The sequence below is a fragment of the Xylanimonas sp. McL0601 genome, from assembly GCF_049852175.1.
Lineage (GTDB): Bacteria > Actinomycetota > Actinomycetes > Actinomycetales > Cellulomonadaceae > Xylanimonas.
The window spans coordinates 805,910-827,471 of sequence record NZ_CP187527.1; the positions used below are offsets into that span (position 1 = coordinate 805,910).

Here is a 21,562-nt window from a genome sequence, read left to right on the forward strand (position 1 = left end):
TGGCGCGCCTGCGACGACGGAGGTGAACGATGACCCGACCGGAGATCGTCCTGGTGGGGGTGGACGGCTCGGCGCCGAGTCTCCACGCCCTCGACTGGGCGGCCGCGTACGCGAAGCGCGTGGGCTGGTCGCTGCACATGGTGTGCAGCTACTCGCTGCCGTCGTTCACGGCGGCGTCGCTCGACGGCGGCTACGCCGCGCTGGACGACACGGCGATCCAGGAAGGCGCCAAGGCGGTGCTGGTCGAGGCCCAGGAGCGCGTCGCGGCGTCCGGTGTCCCCGTGACGGCGGCCGTGGTGACGGGCGACGCAGCCGGCGTCCTGGTCGAGCTGTCGAGCGACTACGGGCTGGCAGTGGTCGGCACGCGGGGGCGCGGCGGGTTCACCGAGCGTCTGCTCGGCACGGTGTCGTCGGCGCTGCCGGCTCACGCGAGGTGCCCGGTGGTGGTGGTCCCGTACCGCCAGCAGGACTCGGGGTCCGACGACCCGCAGCGGCGCGACGGAGACATGGTCCACGAGGTGCGGCGGATCATCGTCGGTGTCGACGGCTCGCCGTCGGCGGAGGCGGCGCTCAAGGCCGCCGTCAAGCAGGCACGGGTCTGGGACGCCGAGCTGGTGGCTGTGGCCGGCGTGCCGGTGGGCAGCGGGGCGGGCGTGCTGGCCTGGCTCCCCGCGCAGATCGACCACGAGCAGGTGCTGGCCGACGTGAAGGCGGGCCTGGACGTCATCGTCGACCGATTCGAGGCGGAGTCGGACGGCCTGAAGATCAAGCGCATCGTGCTGGACGGCACGGGCGCGGAGCTGCTGACGGAGTTCTCGGCGGCGGCCGACCTGCTGGTGGTGGGCTCACGCGGCCGCGGCGGCTTCCGCGGCCTGCTGCTGGGCTCGACGAGCCAGGCTGTCCTCCACCACGCGAGCTGCCCGGTCCTGGTGATCAACCGGAAGTGCGCCCCGGAGGAGTAATCCGGCGGAAGGCGTGGAAGCGTTTGTTCCACCCGGTGACGAACGCGCGGATCTTGGCGTTGGGCTCACGAATGGGCTTGAATGTGCCGCAACATTGAGCGCGGCAGTCTTGTTCTTGTGCTCGGGCATCGCCTCGGCAATCATCCGCAGCGCACGCTCCCGCATCCCAGGGACAAACTTCTTCGGCATCGTCATCCATCGTGAGGGCCCGCCCGCTGGTGGCAGGGCTGCCGCATTCGCGGGCGATGCCGCGACCGGGCGTGTCGGGCGCATTTCGGTTCTGTAACCCTGTGCCCGGGGGGAAACGGCACCCGTCGGCGAATTTGCCTGACTGGGCAGCGGATTCTCACCGCACTCCCGGGAGGGTGTGTCTCACCTTGTGTAAATTCCTCGCGCCGACGTAGCGGGAGCGCTCCCATGACTGCTTGAGTGTGCGCATTCGATCGGCATGGATGCTGACGGCCGTGCCCAGCATCCGGCGGACCCACCCCGGTGCTGCTCTGATGCCCGCACCCGTCTCGTCCCCGAACTGAGGAGAGATCGGCGTGCGGCACAGCAAGACCATGGGAAGAACGGCGGGCGCCAGCATCGGCGTGCTCGCCTTGATCGCCGCGGGCCTTCCCGCGACAGCAGCGGCCACGGAGCAGACGCCACCGACCTGGGTGTCGACGAAGCCGGCGGAGCCGGTGACGCTCATCACCGGCGACAAGGTCACGCTGCACGACGGCGGCGGCGGCGCGCCGATCGTGGAGTTCACGCCCGCTCCTCGCGACTCGGGTGTGCCGGTGTCGTACTCGGCCTATGGCGATGCCGAGCACTACTACGTGATCCCCTCCGACGTCGCCGGACTCGTGCCCAAGCAGCTGGACGCCGGGCTGTTCGACGTGAAGGCGCTCGCCAGCCTCGACGCCACCGACGGCGTGCCGGTCATCGTGCAGTCCGACGAGGCGACCGACGCGAAGTCCGACGCCGCCCAGTGGAAGGCGCTCGACGTCTCGCCCGATCGCACGCTCGAGTCGATCGACGCGGTCGCCGGCGAGGTCCCCGCCGAAGGCGCCCCGGAGCTCGTGGAGGCCGCGGCCGAGGGCGAGAAGGTCGAGAAGGTGTGGCTGGACGCGCCGGTCCAGCTGACGGACGCGATCTCGACCCCGCAGATCGGGGCCCCGGCCGCGTGGGAGGCCGGCTTCGACGGAACAGGCGCCGTGGTCGCGGTGGTCGACTCAGGAATCGACACGACCCACCCCGACCTCGACGACGGCGTCGTCATCGCCGAGAAGGACTTCACCGGCAGCGGCTCGACGAAGGACCAGAAGGGTCACGGCACGCACGTCGCCTCCATCATCGCGGGCACGGGCGAAGCATCCGACGGCGCCAACCGCGGTGTCGCGTACGGGGCGAAGCTCCTCAGCGCGCGCGTGCTGAACGGGGACGGCTACGGCCAGGAGTCGTGGATCATCGACGGCATGGAGTGGGCGGCCGAGCAGGGCGCCGACGTCATCAACATGAGCCTCGGCGTGCAGGGCGAGTACACAGACGGCACCGACCCAGGTGCACTCGCGGTCGACTCCCTGTCGGCCCGCTACGACACGCTCGTCGTGATCGCGGCCGGCAACGACGGCACGTTCGGCTCCACCACCGTGACGACTCCCGGCACCGCGCAGAGCGCGCTGACCGTCGGCGCTGTCGACGAGTGGGACCAGGTCGCGGGCTTCTCGTCGACCGGTCCGCGCTTCGGCGACGCCGGAGTGAAGCCCGACGTGACCGCTCCGGGCGCGTGGATCCTCGCGGCGCGTGCCGCCGGCACCCGGCCCGACGTACCCGCTGGCGACAAGTACGTGTACGACGGCGGCACCTCGATGGCCGCCCCGCACGTCGCGGGCGCCGCGGCGATCCTGAAGGCCGCGCGCCCCGAGCTCGACGGCGAGGCGATCAAGGCCCTCCTGATGGGCACCGCGCAGCCGACTGTCGGGAACATCTGGAAGGAGGGCGCGGGGAAGATCCACATCCCGCAAGCGGCCGGCGAGCCCCTGTACGCGACCGAGCCCTCGCTGTCGTTCGGCGTGTTCGCCTCGCCGCGGGCGACTCAGGCGCTGCGCACCAAGACGATCGTGTACACCAACACGCAGGCCGCCGACCTGACCCTCAACCTGTCGGCGGTGGGCTCCGGCTCTGACGGTGCGCCGGTCGCCGACGGGATGATCACCCTGTCGAGCAGCGTCGTGACCGTGCCGGCCTTCGGCACGGCATCTGTCGACGTCACCGTCGACCCGCGCGTCGACGACCCCGGCCTCTACACCGGCGTCGTCACCGCCGCAGGTGCCGGGTTCACGCCCGTGCGGACCGTGCTCGGCTACCAGGTCGAGGCGAACCTCGCCGTACTGCACCTGGAGGCGCGCCAGCCCGACGGGGCTCCGGCCGCCTACGGGACGGCGACCCTGTACAACGTGGACGACCCGTCGATCGTCAAGGCGGTCAGGTTCACGGACGGCAAGGCCGAGGCACGCCTGCCGCTCGGACGCTACGCGATCCTCGGCACGCTGTTCGACGGCAAGCCGGGCGCGGTGCTTTTCAGCGGCTCGACCCTGTTCACCCGCGACCTGGATCTCACAGCGGTCGGCGACCACTCCGTCGTCATCGACGGGACCCGGGCGACGCGTGCGGCGGTCACCACCGAGAAGAAGTCGCAGGTCACCAACGTCGAGCTCCAGCTCGACAGGACCCTGCCCGGCTGGGGCTGGTCGGTGCAGCAGAGTGCGGGTTCGAGCGCGGTCATCAACAGCCCCGGAGCGTCGGACGAGGTCTACGTGCTCGCCGAGGGTGACCTCGCGGGCGACGTGACGCTCAGCCACAGCTGGCTGCTCGGCGCCCCCGAGCTGGATGCGGCCGTCACGGCGGGCTCGCAGAGCGTCGACCTCGCCAAGGATCTGCGCTACGCGATCACCTCGCCGGAGCTGAAGGGAAACGTGAACGCGGCGATCGTCTCGGCCGGTGCTGGAACGCCCGACGAGCTGACGCAGGCAGGCGTGCGCGGCAGGATCGCGCTCGTCGAGGCCCGCCCGGCCGCCGTGAACGGCGTCCGGGGGCTGCTGGTCGATCAGGCTCAGGCGGCGAAGGATGCCGGAGCGATCGCCCTCATCGTCTACGGCGCCACAGACGGACCCTATTGGGAGGACATCAAGAACGTCGCGCTGGGCAACTTCCCCGACAAGGCGCTGCCGACCCTCACCCTGCCGCGCGCGAAGGGGCTCGAGGTGCTGGCGCTCACGACCGCGAAGAAGGGCGCCAAGCTCGTCGGCACCGGTTACGGGTACTCGCCGTACGACTACGAGTTCGCGAAGGTCGAGCACGGGATCCCGGCGAGCCTCACGTACCACCTGGACGAATCGAACACAGCCGCGGTGCAGAGCACCGTGAAGGCCCAGACCGCGAACACCCTGCACCTGGAGTGGCACATCATCGCCACGTCGAACAGCTACCTCGGGTTCAACCGGGCCCTCGACGAGCCCGTCGAGAACCGCACGATCTACTACGTCGCCGACCCCGCAGTGCGATTCCAGCACTCGGCCGAGCCGTTCTCCGGCGGCGGGCTGGGCGGAGAGGTCGACTACCCGTCGGCGTTCAGCGGACCGCTGCGGTCCTACGCGCCGGGCGAGACGGCCACCGAGACCCTGCTCGGACAGGTCGTGCACGGCGGGCTGCTGCCCGACCCGGCCTCGCCGGCGCAGGCATCGGTCCGTCGTGACGGCGAGAGCCTCATGATCGACCTGCCGTACCGGGTCGACGGCGACGGCAACCCGAACATCACGGGACCGGACGGCGGAACCAACAGCCGGCTGGACCTGTCCATCGACGGCCAGTCGCTGGGCGGCAGCGAGTACGCCAGCGGCTACGGGACCTTCCCCGCCGAGGAGCACACCTACACGCTGGCGTTCGAGACCCACCGCTACGAGCGCTGGTGGACGCAGTCCACGGACGTCAACACCGAGTGGACCTTCAAGAGCGCAGCGACCGAAGCGCCGACCGTGCTGCCCCTGCTGCAGCTCGACTACGGCGTGCAGCAGCTGTCGGGCCTGAACGTCGCCCCGGCGAAGAAGGTCACGCTGACCCCGACCGTGTCGCACCAGGACGGCTCGACCGGGGCGAAGATCCAGGGTCTCAAGCTGTGGGCGTCGTACGACGTCGGCAAGACGTGGACGGCCTTCACCGTCAGCGGCTCGGCCGGCTCGTACTCCGCGAGCATCGTCCCGCCGAAGGGCACGACGAAGATCTCGCTGAAGTCCGAGGCGTGGGACGCCGCGGGCAGCACCTTCAAAGAGACGGTGATCGACGCGATCGCCGTGAAGTGACACGCGAGGGCTCATAGCCGACGAGGAGCGGATGCCGTCATCCAGCCGGGTGACGGCATCCGCTCTTCGCGTCTGGACTACGCGCGCGAGCCCGCTCCGTCAGCCTCGGCGGCGGCGAGGAGCACGCAGGTCGCGACCGCGTCCATCGCCTGCTCCACCTCGGTCAGCGGGGGCATCGACGGGGCCAGGCGGATGTTGGCGTTGCGGGGGTCGCGGCCGTACGGGAACGTCGCGCCCGCCGGGGTGAGCGCGATGCCCGCGCCCGCCGCCAGCTCGACCACGCGAGACGCCGTGCCCGGGACGACGTCGAGCGAGACGAAGTAGCCGCCGTGAGGCTCGGTCCACGTCGCGACGCCGAGGTCACCCAGCCGCTCGGTCAGGATGCGGCTGACGGCGGCGAACTTCGGCGCCAGGATGTCGCGGTGCTTGCGCATGTGCCCGCGCACACCCTCGGCCGAGCCGAAGAACAGCACGTGCCGGAGCTGGTTGACCTTGTCCGGGCCGATCGACTGGATGGCCAGTTGCTTCTTGTACCACGCGACGTTCGCGGGGGAGGCGGCGAGGAACGCCACGCCCGCGCCGGCGAACGAGATCTTCGACGTGGAGGCGAACAGGATCGGTCGGTCGGGGTTGCCGGCCTCCGCGGCCAGGTCCAGCACGTTCGCCGTCTTGGTCTCGTCGGCGGTCAGGTGGTGCAGCGCGTACGCGTTGTCCCAGAAGATGCGGAAGTCGGGCGCGGCGGCCGGCATCGACACTAGGCGCCGGGCCACGGCCTCCGAGACCACGGCCCCGTCCGGGTTCGAGTACGTCGGCACCACCCAGAGGCCCTTCACCGACGGGTCGTCCGCGACGAGCGCGGCGACGGCCTCGACATCGGGCCCGTCCGGCGTCATCGGCACCGTGACCATCTCGACGCCGAACGCCTCGCAGACGGCGAAGTGCCGGTCGTACCCGGGCACCGGGCAGATGAACTTGACCTTCTCCTCGCGCCCCCACGGCCGCTCCGAGCCCGGCACGCCCCACAGGTGCGCGTACGCCATCGCGTCGTGCATCAGGGTGAGCGATGCGTTGCCCAGCGCCAGCAGCTGCGCGGCCGGGACGTCGAGCAGCTCGGCGAACATCTGCCGCAGCTGGGGCAGGCCGTCGAGACCGCCGTAGTTGCGCACGTCGACGCCGTTCGCGTCCGTGTGCACGCCCTCGCCCGGCAGCGCGAGCATCGGCTCGGCCAGGTCGAGCTGCTGCGCGGACGGCTTGCCGCGCGTCAGGTCGAGCTTGAGGCCCAGGGCCTGCAGCGCGGCGTACTGCTCACGCAGGGCAGGGAGCTGGGCGGCGAGGTCGGCGTGGTGGACCGGAGAGGCGGGCGACGGCGCAGAGGTGCTCACGTGCGCCAAGGCTAGTACGCGCAACCCCCGACACCGATGGGATTCGGCGCTCAGGCCTCGACGATGCGGGGGAAGTGCACCGGTGGCGTCCCGAACGCTCGGCGCGACTGCCCGACGACGCCGTGACCGAGCGCCCGGCCCCCGGCGAACCCCACGACGGCCCCGACCCCGAACGGCACGAGCCGCGCGAGCGCGAGCGTCCCGTGCTTGGCCAGCTGCTTCTTGAGGAACACGTTCGACAGCGCCGTGTTGACCTTCCGCACCGACCCCTGTGGCATCGTCGTGAGCAGCACCTTGCCCCACGCCGTCGTCGAGCCGCCGACTGCGGACTCCACGTCCTTGGCCCCTCTGGTGCCGAGCACGCTGCCCAGGAGCAGGGCCCGGCGGCGCGGGATGTCGTCGGACTCGATGCCGTGCACCTCCGCGACCGCGAGCGAGAACGCCGCGGACGCCGCGAAGAAGGTCGCGACGTCGGCCGTGGTGAGCACCACGCCCGTACCCGTGCCGACGGCCGGGACCGCCGCCGCCGCGCCCACGGCGCCGCCCGCTGCCGCGACCCACCGCAGATACTCCTTCTCGAGGAGCTGGATCACCTGCGCGGGCGAGGCCTCCGGGTTGCGCCGCCGCACACTGGCGACGTGCCTGCGGATGGTCGACGACGGGATCGTCACCGCCTTGTCGAGCAGCGCGTCCAGCACCGTCGCGGGGTGGTACGCCTCCCAGCGGGAGGGCTCGACGCCCTCGAGGACCGCGTTGTCGGAGGGCACGACGACCTCCTGCGACGACTTCCCGGCGGCGCGCACGGGTCAGATCTCTTCCGCGAACGCACCCTCGGTCTCAGCCGAGGGCTGGACGTACTCGACCGGCGGCACGACGGCGCCGGCCTTGAGCGTGTTGCCCACCGTGCACGCGCGGTCGATCGAGCGCTGGGCCAGGACGAGCGTCTTCTCCCGGGCCGCGTCGTCGAGCGACGACAGGTCGATCTCGAAGGTCTCGTGGATCTCCGGATAGCGGTCCTCGGTCTCGTGCTTCGGGCCGCTCACGCGGATGGTGAGCTCGAAGTCGTCGCCGAGCACGCGCGAGAACTTCGAGTCGGCGCTCATCCCGCCGCACGCGGCGAGCGCGATCTTGAGCAGCTCGCCCGGCGTGAACACCGCGCCGGCGCTCGCCGGGCCGATCTCGACCCGCGCCCCGCGGCCCGAGAACCCGGTGTACGTCCGCGTGCCGTTGCGCTCGACCCACAGGGGGTCGGTCGGCACCGGGCTCATCGGTGCGACGTCGTCTGCGAGAACGGTCGACTGCTGCGGGTTCTGCTCGCTCATGAGCACGATCCTCCCATCCGTGGTGACTACTCACAGGCGGGAGTCCACGGCCACCCGCCCCTTCCCCAACCATCCGGGGGGCGCGAGCCTTCCCGCCGCGCGACGATGCTGCACATGAGCGCCGCGCAGCCCGGCCCGGGGCACGACGACGTCCCGGTGCCACCGGAGACGCGCCGGTCGCGCCGGAACCGCATCATCGTCTGGGCCGTCGTCGCCGCCGTGCTGCTGGTGCTCGTGATCCTGGCGGAGTCGGTCGTGCCGCGCTGGTGGGCGGAGACCATCGGCGGGCTGTCCGACGGGGGACCCGCCCGCAGCGGCTGGTGGGGGTTCGCCATCGGGTTCGTCTCCGCGGCGCTCGCGGTGGCGGTCCTCGCGCGCACCGCGCGGCGATGGACCGGCTGGAAGGTCCCGCTCGCGCTCCTGATCGCGGGGGTGATCCTCGCCGCGCCGAACCTCTTCACCCTGTGGATCGTGGTGGGCACCACCCGCTCCGCCGTTGCGGCCGAACGGACGCTCGACGTCCAGGCCCCGAACTTCACCGCCCTCACGGCGTGGGGCGCCGCGCTCGGCGTCGTCGTCGCCGTCACCGGCGAGGTGCTCTGGCGCAGCTGGCGGCGGCGGGGCAAGGCGATCAAGGTGATGCGTGCCGGCGGTCAGGTCTAGGTCCGTGTTGGTGGGGGTCCATAGAATCCGGACATGGCTGACGTCCCCACCCCGTACGAGGACCTGCTGCGCGACGTGCTCGAGCACGGCGCGCACAAGGACGACCGCACCGGCACCGGCACGACGTCGGTGTTCGGGCGCCAGCTCCGCTACGACCTCAGCCAGGGGTTCCCGCTCATCACCACCAAGCGGGTCCACCTCAAGTCCGTGGTGTACGAGCTGCTGTGGTTCCTGCGCGGCGAGTCCAACGTGCGCTGGCTGCAGGAGCACGGCGTGAGCATCTGGGACGAGTGGGCCTCGCCGTCGGGCGAGCTGGGACCTGTCTACGGCGTGCAGTGGCGCTCCTGGCCGACGCCGGACGGGGCGCACGTCGACCAGATCGCCCAGGTGATCGACCAGATCCGTCGCAACCCCGACTCGCGGCGACACATCGTGTCCGCGTGGAACGTGTCGGAGATCGCGAACATGGCGCTGCCGCCGTGCCACCTGCTGTTCCAGTTCTACGTGGCCGACGGGAAGCTCTCGTGCCAGCTGTACCAGCGGTCGGCCGACCTCTTCCTCGGCGTCCCGTTCAACATCGCGTCCTACGCGCTGCTCACCCACATGGTCGCCGCGCAGACCGGGCTCGAGGTCGGCGACTTCGTCTGGACCGGTGGCGACTGCCACATCTACGACAACCACCTCGAGCAGGTGCGCGAGCAGCTCTCGCGGGAGGCCTTCGCCTACCCGACGCTGTCGCTGGCGCCGCGGGACTCGATGTTCGAGTACGAGTACGCGGACGTCGAGGTGCTCGGATACCAGCACCACCCCGCCATCAAGGCTCCGGTCGCGGTCTGAGCCGGTGATCGCTCTCATCTGGGCCCAGGCGCGCGACGCCGCCGGCCGGCCCGTCATCGGTGTGGGCAACACCATCCCCTGGCGGGTACCTGAGGACTTCGCGCGCTTCCGCGCGCTCACCTCCGGACACCCCGTCGTCATGGGCCGGCTCACGTGGGAGTCGCTGCCCCCGCGGTTCCGGCCGTTGCCCGGGCGGACCAACGTCATCGTGACCCGGCAGCCCGAGGCGCTCGCCGACGCCGCCGGGGCGACGACGGTCGTGGCCTCGTCCGTCGAGGAGGCGCTCGCGGCCGCCTCCGCCGCGCTCGGCGGGGACGAGGTCTGGGTCATCGGCGGCGGGCAGGTGTACGGGGCGGCGCTCGCCGTTGCCGACCGGCTGGTCGTGACCGAGATCGACCTCGAGGTGGCGGGGGACGCGTTCGCTCCGGCCGTGGACGCCCAGCAGTGGGCGTTGGCCGACGACGGTCCCTGGCAGCAGTCCGCGGGGCCGGAGGCGCTGCGCTACCGGTTCCGGACGTTCGTGCGCGCCTGACCTCTGTCGCTCCCCCCGGCTCCCGCACCGCACGCTCACCCCAGGAGGCCCCGTCGAATCGACGGGGCCTCCTGGAGTTTCCCTAGAGATGGTCAAGCGCCCCTCCGCGCCCGGAAAGACTTGCGCCGGCAGCGTCAGACCAGGTCGCGGACCGCCGCGTACTGCTCGCGGACGACCGGCTTCGGGTCGGCCGGGAGCGTCTTGCTCATCTTCGTGGCCCACTCCGGCTGCTCGGCCGGGGCGCCCGCACCCGCGGAGGCCAGCACCCACGCGGCCTGGCGGGCAGCGCCGTCGGCCACGTACTCGCCCGGCTCCGGGATGGAGATCGGCAGGCCGAAGATCTGCGGGGCGATCTCCTGCACCGCCGGCGACTGCGCCGCGCCGCCGATGAGCATCACGCGCTCGACCGGGACGTCGAGGGCGCGCAGGGCGTCCATGCCGTCCGCGAGGCCGCACAGCATGCCCTCGATGTATGCGCGGGCGATGTGCGCCTGCGTCATGTTCTTCAGGCGGATGCCGTGCAGCGTGCCCGCGGCGTTCGGGCGGTTCGGCGTGCGCTCGCCCTGCAGGTAGGGCACCAGCACGAGGCCGTCGGAGCCGACCGGCGCCGCGAGGGCGAGGTCGGCGAGCGTCCCGAAGTCGGCGTCGAGCACGCTGCGGGCGGCGTCGAGCACCTGGGCGGCGTTGAGCGTCACCGCGAGCATGAGCGCGTTGCCCGTGCAGTCGGCGAAACCGTTGATCGCGCCCGAGCCGTCGTGCGTGCGCTTCGGCGCGACGGCCGAGACGACGCCCGAGGTGCCGATCGAGATGGCGATGTCGCCGGGCTGCATGCCCAGGCCGATCGCAGCGCCCGCGTTGTCGCCGGCGCCGGGGCCGATGAGCGTCACGCCCGTGCCCGCCACCGAGGGGTGCGCGACGGCGCCCGACTCGGTCGAGCCGATGACGCGCGGGAGCACGACGTCGTCCCGGCCGAGGGCCAGGCGGAGCAGGTCGAGGCGGTACGCGCCCTCGCCGCCGTTCGCCTCGGCGTCGTAGTAGCCGGTGCCCGAGGCGTCGGACTTGTCGGTGAACAGCTTGTCGAGCTGCGGGCCGAGCGGAGCCGTCGGGTCGCCCTCGGGGCCGTAGCCGGCGATGCGCCAGCTCAGCCAGTCGTGGGGGAGGGCCACGGCGGCGACCTTGGCCGCGTTCTCCGGCTCGGCGTCGCGCAGCCAGCGCAGCTTCGTGATGGTCAGGCTCGCGACCAGGACGGAGCCGACGGCGTCGGCCCAGGCCTGGGCGCCCGCGGCGCGGTCGCCGTCGCCGAGCTCGGTGATGAGGTCGTCGGCCGCCTGAGCGGAGCGGGTGTCGTTCCACAGCAGGGCGTCGCGGACGACGTTGCCCTGGGCGTCGAGGGTGACCATGCCGTGCTGCTGGCCGCCGACGGACAGCGCGGCGACGTCGGCGAGGCCGCCGGCCTTCTCGGCCGCCTCGGTGAACGCGGTCCACCAGTGCTTCGGGTCGACGGACGTGCCGTCCGGGTGCTTGGCCGAGCCGCTGCGCACCAGCGCGCCCGTCTCGGCGTCGCGGACGACGATCTTGCAGGACTGGGTGGACGAGTCCACCCCGGCGACGAGGGCCATCGTGCTCCTTGTGAGTCTGGGTGGGGTACTACGGCGGCGAGCCCCGCCGTCGGGCGCAATGCCGACGACGGGGCTCGCCGTTCTCGGTGACCGGGAGGGTCAGCCGATGATGTGGTTCAGCGCGAGCTGGTGCAGGTGCACCAGGCCCTCGTGACGCTGACCGAGCTCCGCGATGTCCTCGTCCTTCTCGGCGAGGAACGACTCGAACGACTCGCCCTCGTCGAGGGTCTTCGACGTGTCGAGGACGCCGGCCTTCTCGAACGCGGCCTGGACCTCGGCGTCGGCGCGGTACGCCTTCGAGGCCTCGGCGAGCAGCGAGTAGGTCTTCATGTTGGCGGCGGCCGACTCCCAGATGCCCGGGGTCCACTCGGTGCGCGACGGCTTGTAGTCGAAGTGGCGGTAGCCCACGTAGGGGGCGATCTCGCCGTTCGGGGAGCCGTTCTCGAGCAGGTCGACGGTGAAGAAGGCGTCGAGCAGGTTGCCGTGACCGAACACGAGGTCCTGGTCGTACTTCGGGCCGTTCTGACCGTTGAGGTCGATGTGGAACAGCTTGCCGACGTACATGGCGAGGGCGAGGCCGTGCGTGTAGTTCAGGCCCGCCATCTGCTCGTGGCCCGTCTCCGGGTTCACGCCGACGATGTCGCCGTTGTCGAGCGAGTTGATCAGCGCGATGGCGTGACCGATCGTCGGCAGGAAGATGTCGCCGCGGGGCTCGTTCGGCTTCGGCTCGAGGGCGACGCGCATGTCGTAGCCCTTCGACTTGATGTAGGCGGCGACGGTGTCGATGCCCTCCGCGTAGCGGGCGTGGGCGGTGCCCAGGTCCTTCGAGTTGGCGTACTCGACGCCCTCGCGGCCGCCCCACATGACGAACGTGGTGGCGCCGAACTCGGCACCCAGGTCGACCTGCTTGAGGACCTTGCGCAGGCCGTAGCGGCGGATGTTGCGGTCGTTCGAGGTGAACGCGCCGGCCTTGAAGACCGGGTGCGAGAACGTGTTGGTCGTGACCATCTCGCAGACCATGCCGGTCTCGGCGGCGGCGGCCTTGACCGACTCGATGGCGGCGGTGCGCTCGGCGTCGGTGGCGTTGATCGGCCACACGTCGTTGTCGTGGAACGTGAACGCGTGCGCGCCGAGCTCGGCGAGCTTGCGGACGTTCTCGGCCGGGTCCAGGTGCGGGCGGGTCGCGTCACCGAACGGGTCGACGCCCTGCCAGCCGGTGGTCCAGAGGCCGAACGAGTACTTGATGTCGCTCACGGGTTGTCTTCTCCTCATCGAGCCGCGCAGCAACCCCGCACGGCATTAGTTGTTCGGCTGAACTATTGCGGAGTCCTCCGCTACAGTCAACATGTGCCAGCCGATCCGCAGACAGCGTTCTCGAAGTCCGCCGCCCGCCAGCACACGTTGCGAGAGCGCAACCTGGAACTCGTGGCGCGCGCGATCTTCGAGTCGCCGGAACCACTCTCGCGCGCCGATGTCGCCACGTCTACCGGGTTGGCGCGGGCCACCGTGTCGACGCTCGTAGATCGACTGGTCGCGGGCGGACTGCTCGCCGAGCTGGCGCCGGTTTCAGCCCAGCGGGCCGGCCCGCAGTTCCGCTCGTTCCCGCGGCGCGTTCTGTCGTCGGCGTCGGCCTCGAGGTGAACGTCGACTACCTCGGCGTGAGCGTGATGGATCTCACGGGCGAGATCGTCGACGAGCGCGTCGAGCCCGGGTCGTTCCACGACAGCGACCCCGCCGTGATCCTGCCGCGCGTCGGCGCTCTCGCCCGCGAGCTCGTCGCCGCATGCGCCGACGACGGCATGCGCGTCGCCGGCGCCCGGCTTGCGCTGCCCGGCCTCGTGGACGGCCGCACCGGGCTGCTCCAGGTCGCGCCGAACCTCGGCTGGTCCTCGATCGAGCCCGTCCCGATGCTCGGGCTCGACGGGCTCCACGTCGAGGTTGCCAACGAGGCCAAGCTCGCCGGGCTCGCCGAGCTCACCGGCGAGATCGCATCCTCCTTCCTCTACGTCTCCGCCGACGTCGGCATCGGCGCCGCCGTCGTCGTCGACCGCCAGCTGTTCCTCGGCGAGCGCGGGTGGAACGGCGAGATCGGGCACGTCGTCGTCGACCCCGCCGGGCCGCGCTGCGGGTGTGGAGCGCTCGGGTGCCTCGAGCAGTACGCCGGCAAGGAGGCGGTCATGCGCGCGGCGGGGCTCGCCGCCGACGCGCCGCTCGAGACCCTCGTCCACGCGCTGAACGCGCGGTCGGCACAGGCCGAGGGAGCCGTGCGACGGGCGTCGCTCGCGCTCGGGTCGGCGCTCGCCGACTTCGTGAACCTGGTCGACGTCGGGACGATCGTGCTCGGCGGGGCGTACACGACCCTGCTGCCGTGGATGAAGGACGAGGTCGCCTCGGTGCTCAACGACCGGGTGCTCTCGGCTCCGTTCGCCCCGGTGGAGCTGCGGGCCGCCATGGCCGGGCCGTACGCGGCGATGGCGGGCGGTGCGCGGGAGGTGCTGCGGGACGTGCTGGCGGCGCCGGCGGACTGGGTCTGAGTCGCTTCAGGAGGGCCGGTAGGCTTGTGCAGGCGTCGGATTCCCGGCGCCACGCCGCTTCGCGCGGCAGGCCTGCGTAGCTCAGTGGATAGAGCACCCGCCTCCTAAGCGGGGGGTCGCGCGTTCGAGTCGCGCCGCGGGCACCTTGTCAAGTATTTCGCTCGGCGTGTCGCAACTTTGTGACCAGCCAAAACTGCCCCTTGACACGTCAAAGTCGACGTCTGCCAAGGTCTTCGCATGGCCCGGTACACGACCTTCCGCTTCACGCTCGACCCCACGGTCGAGCAGCGGGCCGTGCTCGTGCGCCATGTCGGGGCGTCCCGGTTCGCCTACAACGAGTGCCTCCGCATGGTCGAGGCTGCCCAGAGCGCGCGACGGAAGGACGCGACCGTCGTCGTGCCGCGTACCGGCTACGACCTCATCAAACGCTTCGCGGTCTGGAAGGCGAGCGAGGACGCCGGTCGCGTGTTCCACGTCGCGCCGTCGGGGGAGGCCACCAAGCAGGTGACCGGGCTCGCGTGGCGTGACGAGGTGTACCAGCAGGTCTTCGAGGAAGCCGCCGTCGATCTGGGGCGGGCGCTCAAGGCCTGGTGGGACTCGCAGAAGTCTGACGCCACGACCACGGTCGGGTTTCCGCGCAGGCGTCGACGTCGCGGTCAGGCGGACGCGTTCCGTGTCCGCAATCAGTTCCCCAAGAGTGGGCGGCCCGCGATCCGGCTCGGTGATCTGCGCCCGCGTACAGTACGGCTGCCGCGGATCGGCGTGGTCGGCGTCCGGGAGGACACCAGGCGGCTACGTCGCATGGTCGAGAAGGGCCGCGCGCGCATCGTCCAGGCGACGGTGACGCTCAAGCGCACCCGCTGGACCGTCGCGCTGACCGTCGAGGCGGCAGATCTGCACCCGGAGCGCCGAGTTCGGCCCGACGTCGCACGCCAGCCGTGGATCGGCATCGACGTCGGCCTGTCCGCCTACGCCGTCGCGGCGACGGCTGACGCCACGGAGGTCGCGCGGGTGGACGCGTGGCCGCGGGCACTCGAGAAGGCCCAGCCTCGGTTGCGCCGTAGGCACCGGGCCGTGACCAGAAAGCAGAAGGGCTCCGCCCGACGGCGCCGTGCCGTCGCGCAGCTCTCGAAGGAGTACCGGAAGGTTCGCGCCGTCCGGGATCAGTTCCTGCACGACGTCTCGAATGAGCTGGTCCAGACCCACGACAAGCTCGTCATCGAGAAGCTCGGTTACGCAGGGATGCGCCGCACACACCCGCACCTGAACCGCGCGGTCCACGACGCGTCGTGGAGCAGGTTCGCCACGCTGCTTGAGTACAAGCTCGACTGGCGCGGCGGCCGGCTCCTCGTCGCCGACCAGTACTTCCCGTCGTCGAAGACGTGCTCCGGCTGCAAGGCCGTGCGCGACGTCGGCGGCGTGGCGGTGCGGACCTACGTGTGCCGGGCGTGCGGCCTCGTGATCGACCGCGACCTCAACGCCGCGGCAAACCTCGCCGGCTGGGCCGAGCTGCACGAGAGTGCGGAAGCCTGGCTCCGGGACCCTCACGCAGAGGGCCCGGTCACCAACGCCCGTGGACGGGAACGCGCTGGCCGGAGCCTCGGCTCCGGTGAAACGGTCCCGGAGGAAGCGGGAACCCGACGTTGGCCTCGCGGAGGCTGACGGAGGGACGCCCGAGAAGGGCGGCGCTCGAGGGCTGTGCGGGAAAGCTGGTGTCGCGGGCAGCCGCACGTCGACGCTCGGCGTGCGGAAAGCGAGTTGTCGACGGCACGAGACCTCTGGTTCGCGCACTCAGGGCGTGCGGTAAGGGTTAAGTCGCATGGTGCGGGCGTTCACGAGCCGCCGATAGCTGCTGCGCGGCGCGATCGAGCACCAGCACCCGTGCCCGCCGGGCTTCTTGACGCCGACCAAATCGGCGAAGTCCCCGAACCGCCCGACGGCGGACCGGACGTCGACGCCCATCAGGCGATCCGCTCGGTCGCCGGGTCGCCCACGGGAGGGTGCTGGGCGATCCGGGCCAGCCGGCTCAGAGAGACCTTCGAGGTGAGGGCCGCTTCCCTTGTCCTTGCCGCAGCGCCTCTGGTCATCGCCACAGCCAGCGCGGGCACCCGCCGGTACCGCACGAGCTGCGTGCCGCGTCGAGCCTCCAGGCCCTGCAGCGGGTCCGCAGCGGCCGTCGAGGCGTCAGCGTTCCGGGCCGCCTGCGCCGCGACGCCCTGCGCGAGCTGGTCGCTCCCCACCGCCACGCCGGCGCCGTCGACCACCGCCTCCGCAACTTCCTGGCCCATCCGGACGAGCCGCTCGGTGTGCGCGAAGTTGAACGCGAACCCGGTGTCGAAGTCCCGGTCGAGGACCATGCGATGCAGCGCGACCCCGGCGGGGAACTCCCGCATGCTGTTCTGCGAGATGGACGCTCCGGCCACGATCATCAGGGCGTCCCACGGCGACCGCATCGCCCGGGGGACAGGCACGCGGTTCACCTCGAGCGACCACACGGTGTCGCCCGGGCGGGCCAGGTCCACGGCCGCGTCCGTGGGCACGTGGAACCGGACGCCGTAGTCGACCTGCAGGTGTCCGGAGATCTCGACGGGCGGGTAGATCGCCGGGATGGCGCACGAGGCGGCGACGACGTCGACCAGGTTCCCGGCGTCGTGCCAGGTGAACCGACCGTCCTCGAGGTCGAACGTGGCGACCCGCACGGGCAGCGGCAGGTCCTCGACTCGCTCCACGAGGACCCGCCCGGCGATGAAGTCACGGATGCGGTCCCCGGATGCCAGCGAGGGGCGGCGGCGCAGCACGTTGAGCACCATCGCCTGCGGCGTCCCGATGAGGTCGTAGTTCCCCAAGCCGTGGTAGATCGCCTCGAGCCGATCCACCTGCTCGAGCGACACGTCCTGAGCGAGAAAGGTCGCGTTGATCGCTCCGACCGACCCGGCGACCATGACGTCGGGGAACACGCCGTGCTGGAGTAGTACCCGCAGCATCCCCACCTGTGCAGCGCCGCGAGCCGCGCCGCCCGAGAGCACGAAGATGTTCCTCCCGGCTGGTGCCGGCTCAGGAGGACGGCGGACGAGCCGGGCGTAATCCATGGTGGCTTCGAGGCTACCCAGCGCTCGGCGCGACGGCACGGGCGAAACCTCGCCGCACCCGCAGGCTGTGCGGGCTCAGAGCACCCGCTCCGGCCGGGCCAGGATCCCGGGCACCAGCCGTGCCGCCACCGACGCGCCTCCGCGCACCAGCAGCACGCCCATCGCGAAGACTGCGAGCACCACGCCGACCGCGAGCGGTCGCATGAGCACCGCCGCACCCACGAGAGGGAGCACGAGCACCGCCGCGACCGCGGCGGAGCCCACGAGCACCGTCCAGAGCACGGACATCACCGAGCGCCGGGACGCCTCCGCGAGCAGCGTCTCGGGCACACCGAGCCGGTCGAGGGCGACGTGCACGCGTGCCCGGTCGAGCGTCGCCGACGCCTGGTTGATCGCGACCGTGCACGCCACCATGAGGAACGAGATCACCAGGGTCACGTAGACGCCGGTCTGCATGTCGGCGAGCAGCCACGCCTCGTGCGGGTTCGACGCCTCGTCCGCCCCACCCACGAGTGCGAGACCGGCCCCGGCAACCACACCGACGAAGGTCGTCACCGAGACCCCCGCGACCTGCCGCCAGGCAGCCTTCGGGTCCTCGAGGATCATGCGCGAGGCCAGCAACCGGGCGACGCCGTCGGCCCGCTTGTGCAGGCGGCGTGCGCGCACGCGCACGTACCAGGGCCCGACAGCGTCGAGCGCGAGCAGCGACAGCCCGAACGCGGCACCGAGCGCGACGACGATCGCGACGAGCCCCCACAGCTCGCCGAGGGTGCGCAGGCCCGCCATCGCGGCGACCGCGAGCGCCACGACGACGGCGGCTGCGATGGCGCGCCGTCCGCGGGCGATGCCGGGCTTCTGCCGCGTGCGGACGCCGAGCGGGGTGAGGGCGACGCCGCGCAGCCCGACGGCGGCCGACGCGGCGGCGACGAGTACGACGCCCACCCAGATGACGGGCACCCAGTACCAGGACAGCCACATCTGGGACCCGATGGGTGCACCGGCGAAGTGGATGAGCCCGACGAGTGGCGCGGCGACGGCGTACAGCGCGGTGCCGAGGACGGCGCCGGCGAGGGCGACTGCGGCTGCTTCGAGCACGGTCAGCAGCGAGACGGTGGTCGTCGTCGCGCCGAGCAGGCGCAGTGAGGAGAGGCGGTCGTCGCGGCGGCGGGCGGACAGCTTGGCGGCGGCCGCGCCGAGCGTCGTCAGCGGCACCAGGAGCAGGGCGAGCGCGATGACGGCGAGCGCCATGTAGAAGCCGGCGTTGCCGTTGCGCATGCGGAAGAACAGCTGTGACCCGCCGATGACGATCAGCAGCAGGGCGGTGACGAGGGCGAACGAGACGAGGGGGAGGGCTGCGGCGAGCCGGTCGCCGTCGCGTCGGCGGGCGAAGAGCCGGGCGAGTGCGAGCGTCGTCGTCATGCCGCGGACTCCGCCCGGCGTGCGTCGGTGACGACGCGCCCGTCGAGCAGCTCGACGACGCGGTCGCAGCGCGCGGCGATCCCGGCGTCGTGGGTGACGACGACGAGGGTGCGCCCTTGCGCGACGGCGGCTAGGAGCAGGTCGAGCACCTCGGTGCCGGTGCGCGAGTCGAGGGCGCCGGTGGGCTCGTCGGCGAAGATGAGCCGGGCGCCGGTGACCTGTGCGCGGGCGATGGCGACGCGTTGCGCCTGCCCGCCGGAGAGCTCGCCGAGCCGTCGCTGCTCGAGCCCGGCCAGGCCGAGCGCGGCGAGCCAGTTCGCGGCCTCTGCCTCGGCCTGGGCGCGTGGCACTCCGCCGAGCATGCGCGCGACGGCCACGTTCTCGAGCGCGGACAGCTCGTCGAGCAGCAGGCCCTGCTGGAAGACGAAGCCGAGCGCTTCGCGTCGGAGGCGGGAGCGGCCGGCGTCGTCGAGGGCGTGCACGCCCACCGGTCCGCCGGAGGTCGTGAGCGTGACCGTCCCTTCCGTCGGGCGCAGGATGCCGGCGAGCACGTGCAGCAGCGTCGTCTTGCCGGAGCCGGAGGCGCCCGTGACGGCGACGGACTCGCCGGGCAGCACGTCGAGGTCGACGGCGTCGAGCGCCGGGGTCGGGGAGCCCGGGTAGGTCATGGTGAGGCCGCGGGCGGCGAGCAGTGGACTCATGGGCCTCACGCTCGCAGCGGTCCCCGCACGGCGCGTCGGCCCGGGAGCGGATCTTCGCCCGCCGTTCTCATCCCTGGGGATGACGGCTACGGTCGCGGCATGGCCGTCTCCGCGCGCGAACCGCAGCTCGACTCCGCCGATCCCGTGGCACAGCTCGTCGCCTATCTCGACTACTACCGCGACGTCATGGACCGGAAGCTTGACGGGCTCAGCGAGGAGCAGCTGCGCACCAGCGTGCTGCCGTCGGGGTGGACGCCGCTCGGGCTGCTCAACCACCTGGTCCACATGGAGCGCCGCTGGTTCGTGTGGGGCTTCCTCGCCGAGCAGGTCTCGGACCCGCGGGGCGACTTCGTCGACGGCGTCGACAACGGCCAGTGGCAGGTGCCCGACGGCGTCACGGCCGCGGACCTGCTGGTGCGTCTCCACGAGGGCGGCCGGCGCACCACGCAGATCCTGACGACGACGCCGCTCGCCACCCGCGGTGCGCTGGGCGGGCGCTTCACCTCCGCCCCCGCACCGACCCTGCTGTGGATCGCGCTCCACGTGCTGCAGGAGTACGCGCGCCACGCGGGGCACCTCGACGTCGTGCGCGAGCTGACGGACGGCGCCGTCGGCGAGTGATCAGGCGGCGGCGTCCGCGACGCCGGCGGCGTCCGCGTGCGCGATGTGCGCGAGCTGCTTCCACACGACGGCGAGGGTGATCCCCGCGCCCACGAACGCGAACCAGAACGGCGCCGTGAGGCCCCAGTGCTCGGCGATGACGCCGCCTAGGGCCTGCCCGGCCACGAGCCCGCCGAACACGCACATCATGTAGACGGACCCGACGCGCCCCTGGAAGCGCTGCGGCACCGCGCGCTGCCGCACCGTCGTCGACACGGTGCCCCACACGAACGCGTACGCGCCGAACTCGAGCATGATCGCGAGCGCGAGCCATCCCGTGGTGGTCAGCGCGAGCGCGAGGTGGGTGCACACCTCCAGCAGCAGGCAGGTGCGCATGATGGCGGCGAGCGAGAACCTGCGCTCGATGCGCGGGTACAGCGTGGTGCCGATGAGCCCGCCCACCGCCGACGCCGTGGTCAGCAGGCCGAAGCCGACCTCGCTCATCCCCAGGTGGTCGCGCGACCAGAGCACCAGGACCGACCATGCGGCGGCCCAGGTGACGTTGAAGACGAGGATGACGAGCGCGAGCGTCCGCACCGCCGCGTGGCCCCAGATCCAGCGCAGCCCCTCGGCGATGTCGCGGCGGACATGGGTACGCGTCCCGTCGCGCGGCGGCAGATGCAGCCCGGGGGCGCCGTCGGGTGCGGGGAAGGACGCGATGCGCGAGACCAGGACCACGGCGAGCAGCGCGCAGACCACCTGCATGGCGAACGGGAACACGCTGCCGAGCGCGAAAAGGAACGCGCCGACCGGCGGCCCGATCAGCTGGTTGCAGGTGAGGAACGCGGCCTGCAGTCGGTGCGTGCCGACGGACAGGTGCGTGCGTGGCACCAGCGCGGGCAGCAGCGTCTGCGACGTGGTGTCCGCGAACACCTCGGCGACGCCGTAGAGGAACATCGTCGCCATCACGACGCCGATGGTCACCGTGCCGGTCGTGATCGAGACGCACAGCAGCGCGACGACGATCGCGCGCAGCACGTTGGCGACCATGACGACGCGGCGGCGGTCGAGCCTGTCGGCCACGGCGCCCGCCCACAGCCCGAACAGGAGCCACGGCAGCCGCTGCAGCAGCGCGGCGAGCGCGACGAGCAGGGCCGAGCGCGTCTGGGACGCGACGAGCAGCGGGCCGGCGGCGAGCGCGATGCCGTCGCCGATGTTGCTCGTCCACGCGGAGCCCAGGAGCCAGCGGTAGGGGCGGCCGAGGCGACGGGGTGCGACCACCTCGAGGAGCCCGTTCATGGGCATGGGAGCCTACGCTGCGACCTGCCAGGTGACGCCACGGATTTCCGAGTTGGACGGGCGTCCGACACTGGTTGACGCGCGACCGGTGACGCGCCACACTCTCCCCTGGCAGTGCGTACCGCCCGCCCCCTGCGCGGTGCGCACTGCTCTCGACCGGGTTCGCCCCGGAACGATGCCCTTCGGACCCCCTGCCGAAGGGCATCGTCGTGTTCGCGGTGCCGTATCCCGCCGTATCCCGCCCGAGCCCGGCGTGC

At 71.8% G+C, this 21,562-nt stretch carries 19 protein-coding genes and 1 tRNA gene; 10 read left to right on the plus strand and 10 right to left on the minus strand.

Going from position 1 to position 21,562, the window contains the following annotated elements:
- Window positions 1–29: 29 nt before the first annotated feature.
- On the plus strand, window positions 30–962 hold the full coding sequence (locus tag ACO4JP_RS03710) for a universal stress protein (protein ID WP_425956042.1): 933 nt from the start codon (window positions 30–32) through the stop codon (window positions 960–962).
- Window positions 963–1,507: 545 nt separating this feature from the next.
- Window positions 1,508–5,308, plus strand: a complete 3,801-nt coding sequence (locus tag ACO4JP_RS03715; RefSeq protein WP_425956043.1) for a S8 family serine peptidase — start codon at window positions 1,508–1,510, stop codon at window positions 5,306–5,308.
- Window positions 5,309–5,385: 77 nt separating this feature from the next.
- Here the strand turns inward: ACO4JP_RS03715 and ACO4JP_RS03720 are convergent, their stop codons facing one another.
- Genes ACO4JP_RS03720 through ACO4JP_RS03730 form a run of 3 tightly spaced genes read right to left on the minus strand, consistent with a single transcriptional unit; the run spans window position 5,386 to window position 8,012 of the window.
- Window positions 5,386–6,690, minus strand: coding sequence for an aminotransferase class I/II-fold pyridoxal phosphate-dependent enzyme (locus ACO4JP_RS03720; protein WP_425956044.1), 1,305 nt, complete (start codon window positions 6,688–6,690; stop codon window positions 5,386–5,388).
- A 50-nt stretch (window positions 6,691–6,740) separates the two neighbouring features.
- Complete coding sequence (locus ACO4JP_RS03725; protein ID WP_425956045.1) at window positions 6,741–7,457, minus strand: hypothetical protein; 717 nt, start codon at window positions 7,455–7,457, stop codon at window positions 6,741–6,743.
- Between the two features lie 39 nt (window positions 7,458–7,496).
- Window positions 7,497–8,012, minus strand: coding sequence for an OsmC family protein (locus ACO4JP_RS03730; RefSeq protein ID WP_425956046.1), 516 nt, complete (start codon window positions 8,010–8,012; stop codon window positions 7,497–7,499).
- Between the two features lie 114 nt (window positions 8,013–8,126).
- Here ACO4JP_RS03730 and ACO4JP_RS03735 point away from each other — a divergent pair, with 114 nt between their 5' ends.
- From ACO4JP_RS03735 to ACO4JP_RS03745, 3 genes are read left to right on the plus strand one after another with little or no spacing between them, the layout of a single operon-like run.
- Window positions 8,127–8,675, plus strand: coding sequence for a hypothetical protein (locus tag ACO4JP_RS03735; protein ID WP_425956047.1), 549 nt, complete (start codon window positions 8,127–8,129; stop codon window positions 8,673–8,675).
- Window positions 8,676–8,708: 33 nt separating this feature from the next.
- Complete coding sequence (locus ACO4JP_RS03740; RefSeq protein WP_425956048.1) at window positions 8,709–9,512, plus strand: thymidylate synthase; 804 nt, start codon at window positions 8,709–8,711, stop codon at window positions 9,510–9,512.
- Between the two features lie 4 nt (window positions 9,513–9,516).
- Window positions 9,517–10,044 (plus strand): dihydrofolate reductase, encoded by a 528-nt coding sequence (locus ACO4JP_RS03745; RefSeq protein WP_425956049.1) that lies wholly within the window; start codon window positions 9,517–9,519, stop codon window positions 10,042–10,044.
- 134 nt (window positions 10,045–10,178) lie between these two features.
- Here ACO4JP_RS03745 and ACO4JP_RS03750 read toward each other — a convergent pair whose 3' ends face one another.
- Together ACO4JP_RS03750 and xylA are read right to left on the minus strand one after the other, a co-directional pair.
- On the minus strand, window positions 10,179–11,663 hold the full coding sequence (locus ACO4JP_RS03750) for a xylulokinase (protein ID WP_425956050.1): 1,485 nt from the start codon (window positions 11,661–11,663) through the stop codon (window positions 10,179–10,181).
- Between the two features lie 99 nt (window positions 11,664–11,762).
- Complete coding sequence (gene xylA, locus ACO4JP_RS03755) at window positions 11,763–12,917, minus strand: xylose isomerase (protein WP_425956051.1); 1,155 nt, start codon at window positions 12,915–12,917, stop codon at window positions 11,763–11,765.
- A 93-nt stretch (window positions 12,918–13,010) separates the two neighbouring features.
- Between xylA and ACO4JP_RS03760 the strand changes: the two genes are divergently transcribed.
- The 4 genes from ACO4JP_RS03760 to ACO4JP_RS03775 all read left to right on the plus strand — a co-directional run bounded on the left by ACO4JP_RS03760 (window position 13,011) and on the right by ACO4JP_RS03775 (window position 15,859).
- Window positions 13,011–13,304 carry a helix-turn-helix domain-containing protein gene (locus tag ACO4JP_RS03760; protein ID WP_425956052.1) on the plus strand — a complete coding sequence of 98 codons (294 nt, stop codon included), beginning with the start codon at window positions 13,011–13,013 and terminating at the stop codon, window positions 13,302–13,304.
- Window positions 13,305–13,330: 26 nt separating this feature from the next.
- On the plus strand, window positions 13,331–14,197 hold the full coding sequence (locus ACO4JP_RS03765) for an ROK family protein (protein ID WP_425957048.1): 867 nt from the start codon (window positions 13,331–13,333) through the stop codon (window positions 14,195–14,197).
- 70 nt (window positions 14,198–14,267) lie between these two features.
- Window positions 14,268–14,340 (plus strand) — tRNA-Arg (locus ACO4JP_RS03770).
- A 94-nt stretch (window positions 14,341–14,434) separates the two neighbouring features.
- Window positions 14,435–15,859, plus strand: coding sequence for an RNA-guided endonuclease InsQ/TnpB family protein (locus ACO4JP_RS03775; protein WP_425956053.1), 1,425 nt, complete (start codon window positions 14,435–14,437; stop codon window positions 15,857–15,859).
- Between the two features lie 129 nt (window positions 15,860–15,988).
- Here the strand turns inward: ACO4JP_RS03775 and ACO4JP_RS03780 are convergent, their stop codons facing one another.
- From ACO4JP_RS03780 to ACO4JP_RS03795, 4 genes are all read right to left on the minus strand, one after another.
- Window positions 15,989–16,159 (minus strand): hypothetical protein, encoded by a 171-nt coding sequence (locus ACO4JP_RS03780; RefSeq protein WP_425956054.1) that lies wholly within the window; start codon window positions 16,157–16,159, stop codon window positions 15,989–15,991.
- On the minus strand, window positions 16,159–17,286 hold the full coding sequence (locus ACO4JP_RS03785; protein WP_425956055.1) for a patatin-like phospholipase family protein: 1,128 nt from the start codon (window positions 17,284–17,286) through the stop codon (window positions 16,159–16,161). The genes ACO4JP_RS03780 and ACO4JP_RS03785 overlap by 1 nt, the downstream gene beginning before the upstream one ends.
- A gap of 75 nt (window positions 17,287–17,361) precedes the next feature.
- Window positions 17,362–18,705 (minus strand): FtsX-like permease family protein, encoded by a 1,344-nt coding sequence (locus tag ACO4JP_RS03790; RefSeq protein WP_425956056.1) that lies wholly within the window; start codon window positions 18,703–18,705, stop codon window positions 17,362–17,364.
- On the minus strand, window positions 18,702–19,406 hold the full coding sequence (locus ACO4JP_RS03795; RefSeq protein WP_425956057.1) for an ABC transporter ATP-binding protein: 705 nt from the start codon (window positions 19,404–19,406) through the stop codon (window positions 18,702–18,704). Before ACO4JP_RS03795 ends, ACO4JP_RS03790 begins: the two co-directional genes overlap by 4 nt.
- A gap of 99 nt (window positions 19,407–19,505) precedes the next feature.
- Here ACO4JP_RS03795 and ACO4JP_RS03800 point away from each other — a divergent pair, with 99 nt between their 5' ends.
- Window positions 19,506–20,027, plus strand: a complete 522-nt coding sequence (locus ACO4JP_RS03800) for a DinB family protein (RefSeq protein ID WP_425956058.1) — start codon at window positions 19,506–19,508, stop codon at window positions 20,025–20,027.
- On the opposite strand, the gene ACO4JP_RS03805 is transcribed toward ACO4JP_RS03800, so the two are convergent.
- The gene (locus tag ACO4JP_RS03805; RefSeq protein WP_425956059.1) at window positions 20,028–21,305 is read right to left on the minus strand and encodes an MFS transporter; all 1,278 of its coding nucleotides are present in this window, start codon (window positions 21,303–21,305) and stop codon (window positions 20,028–20,030) included.
- Window positions 21,306–21,562: the final 257 nt, after the last annotated feature.

What these genes read in the sequence shown, in the direction of transcription:
- ACO4JP_RS03775 (WP_425956053.1), top strand. Translation starts at nt 14,435, where the DNA reads ATGGCCCGGTACACGACCTTCCGCTTCACGCTCGACCCCACGGTCGAG.
- ACO4JP_RS03780 (WP_425956054.1), bottom strand. Translation starts at nt 16,159, where the DNA reads ATGGGCGTCGACGTCCGGTCCGCCGTCGGGCGGTTCGGGGACTTCGCC.
- ACO4JP_RS03805 (WP_425956059.1), bottom strand. Translation starts at nt 21,305, where the DNA reads ATGAACGGGCTCCTCGAGGTGGTCGCACCCCGTCGCCTCGGCCGCCCC.
- ACO4JP_RS03800 (WP_425956058.1), top strand. Translation starts at nt 19,506, where the DNA reads ATGGCCGTCTCCGCGCGCGAACCGCAGCTCGACTCCGCCGATCCCGTG.
- ACO4JP_RS03795 (WP_425956057.1), bottom strand. Translation starts at nt 19,406, where the DNA reads ATGAGTCCACTGCTCGCCGCCCGCGGCCTCACCATGACCTACCCGGGC.
- ACO4JP_RS03785 (WP_425956055.1), bottom strand. Translation starts at nt 17,286, where the DNA reads ATGGATTACGCCCGGCTCGTCCGCCGTCCTCCTGAGCCGGCACCAGCC.
- ACO4JP_RS03765 (WP_425957048.1), top strand. Translation starts at nt 13,331, where the DNA reads ATGGATCTCACGGGCGAGATCGTCGACGAGCGCGTCGAGCCCGGGTCG.
- ACO4JP_RS03710 (WP_425956042.1), top strand. Translation starts at nt 30, where the DNA reads ATGACCCGACCGGAGATCGTCCTGGTGGGGGTGGACGGCTCGGCGCCG.
- ACO4JP_RS03740 (WP_425956048.1), top strand. Translation starts at nt 8,709, where the DNA reads ATGGCTGACGTCCCCACCCCGTACGAGGACCTGCTGCGCGACGTGCTC.
- ACO4JP_RS03750 (WP_425956050.1), bottom strand. Translation starts at nt 11,663, where the DNA reads ATGGCCCTCGTCGCCGGGGTGGACTCGTCCACCCAGTCCTGCAAGATC.
- ACO4JP_RS03790 (WP_425956056.1), bottom strand. Translation starts at nt 18,705, where the DNA reads ATGACGACGACGCTCGCACTCGCCCGGCTCTTCGCCCGCCGACGCGAC.
- ACO4JP_RS03735 (WP_425956047.1), top strand. Translation starts at nt 8,127, where the DNA reads ATGAGCGCCGCGCAGCCCGGCCCGGGGCACGACGACGTCCCGGTGCCA.
- ACO4JP_RS03730 (WP_425956046.1), bottom strand. Translation starts at nt 8,012, where the DNA reads ATGAGCGAGCAGAACCCGCAGCAGTCGACCGTTCTCGCAGACGACGTC.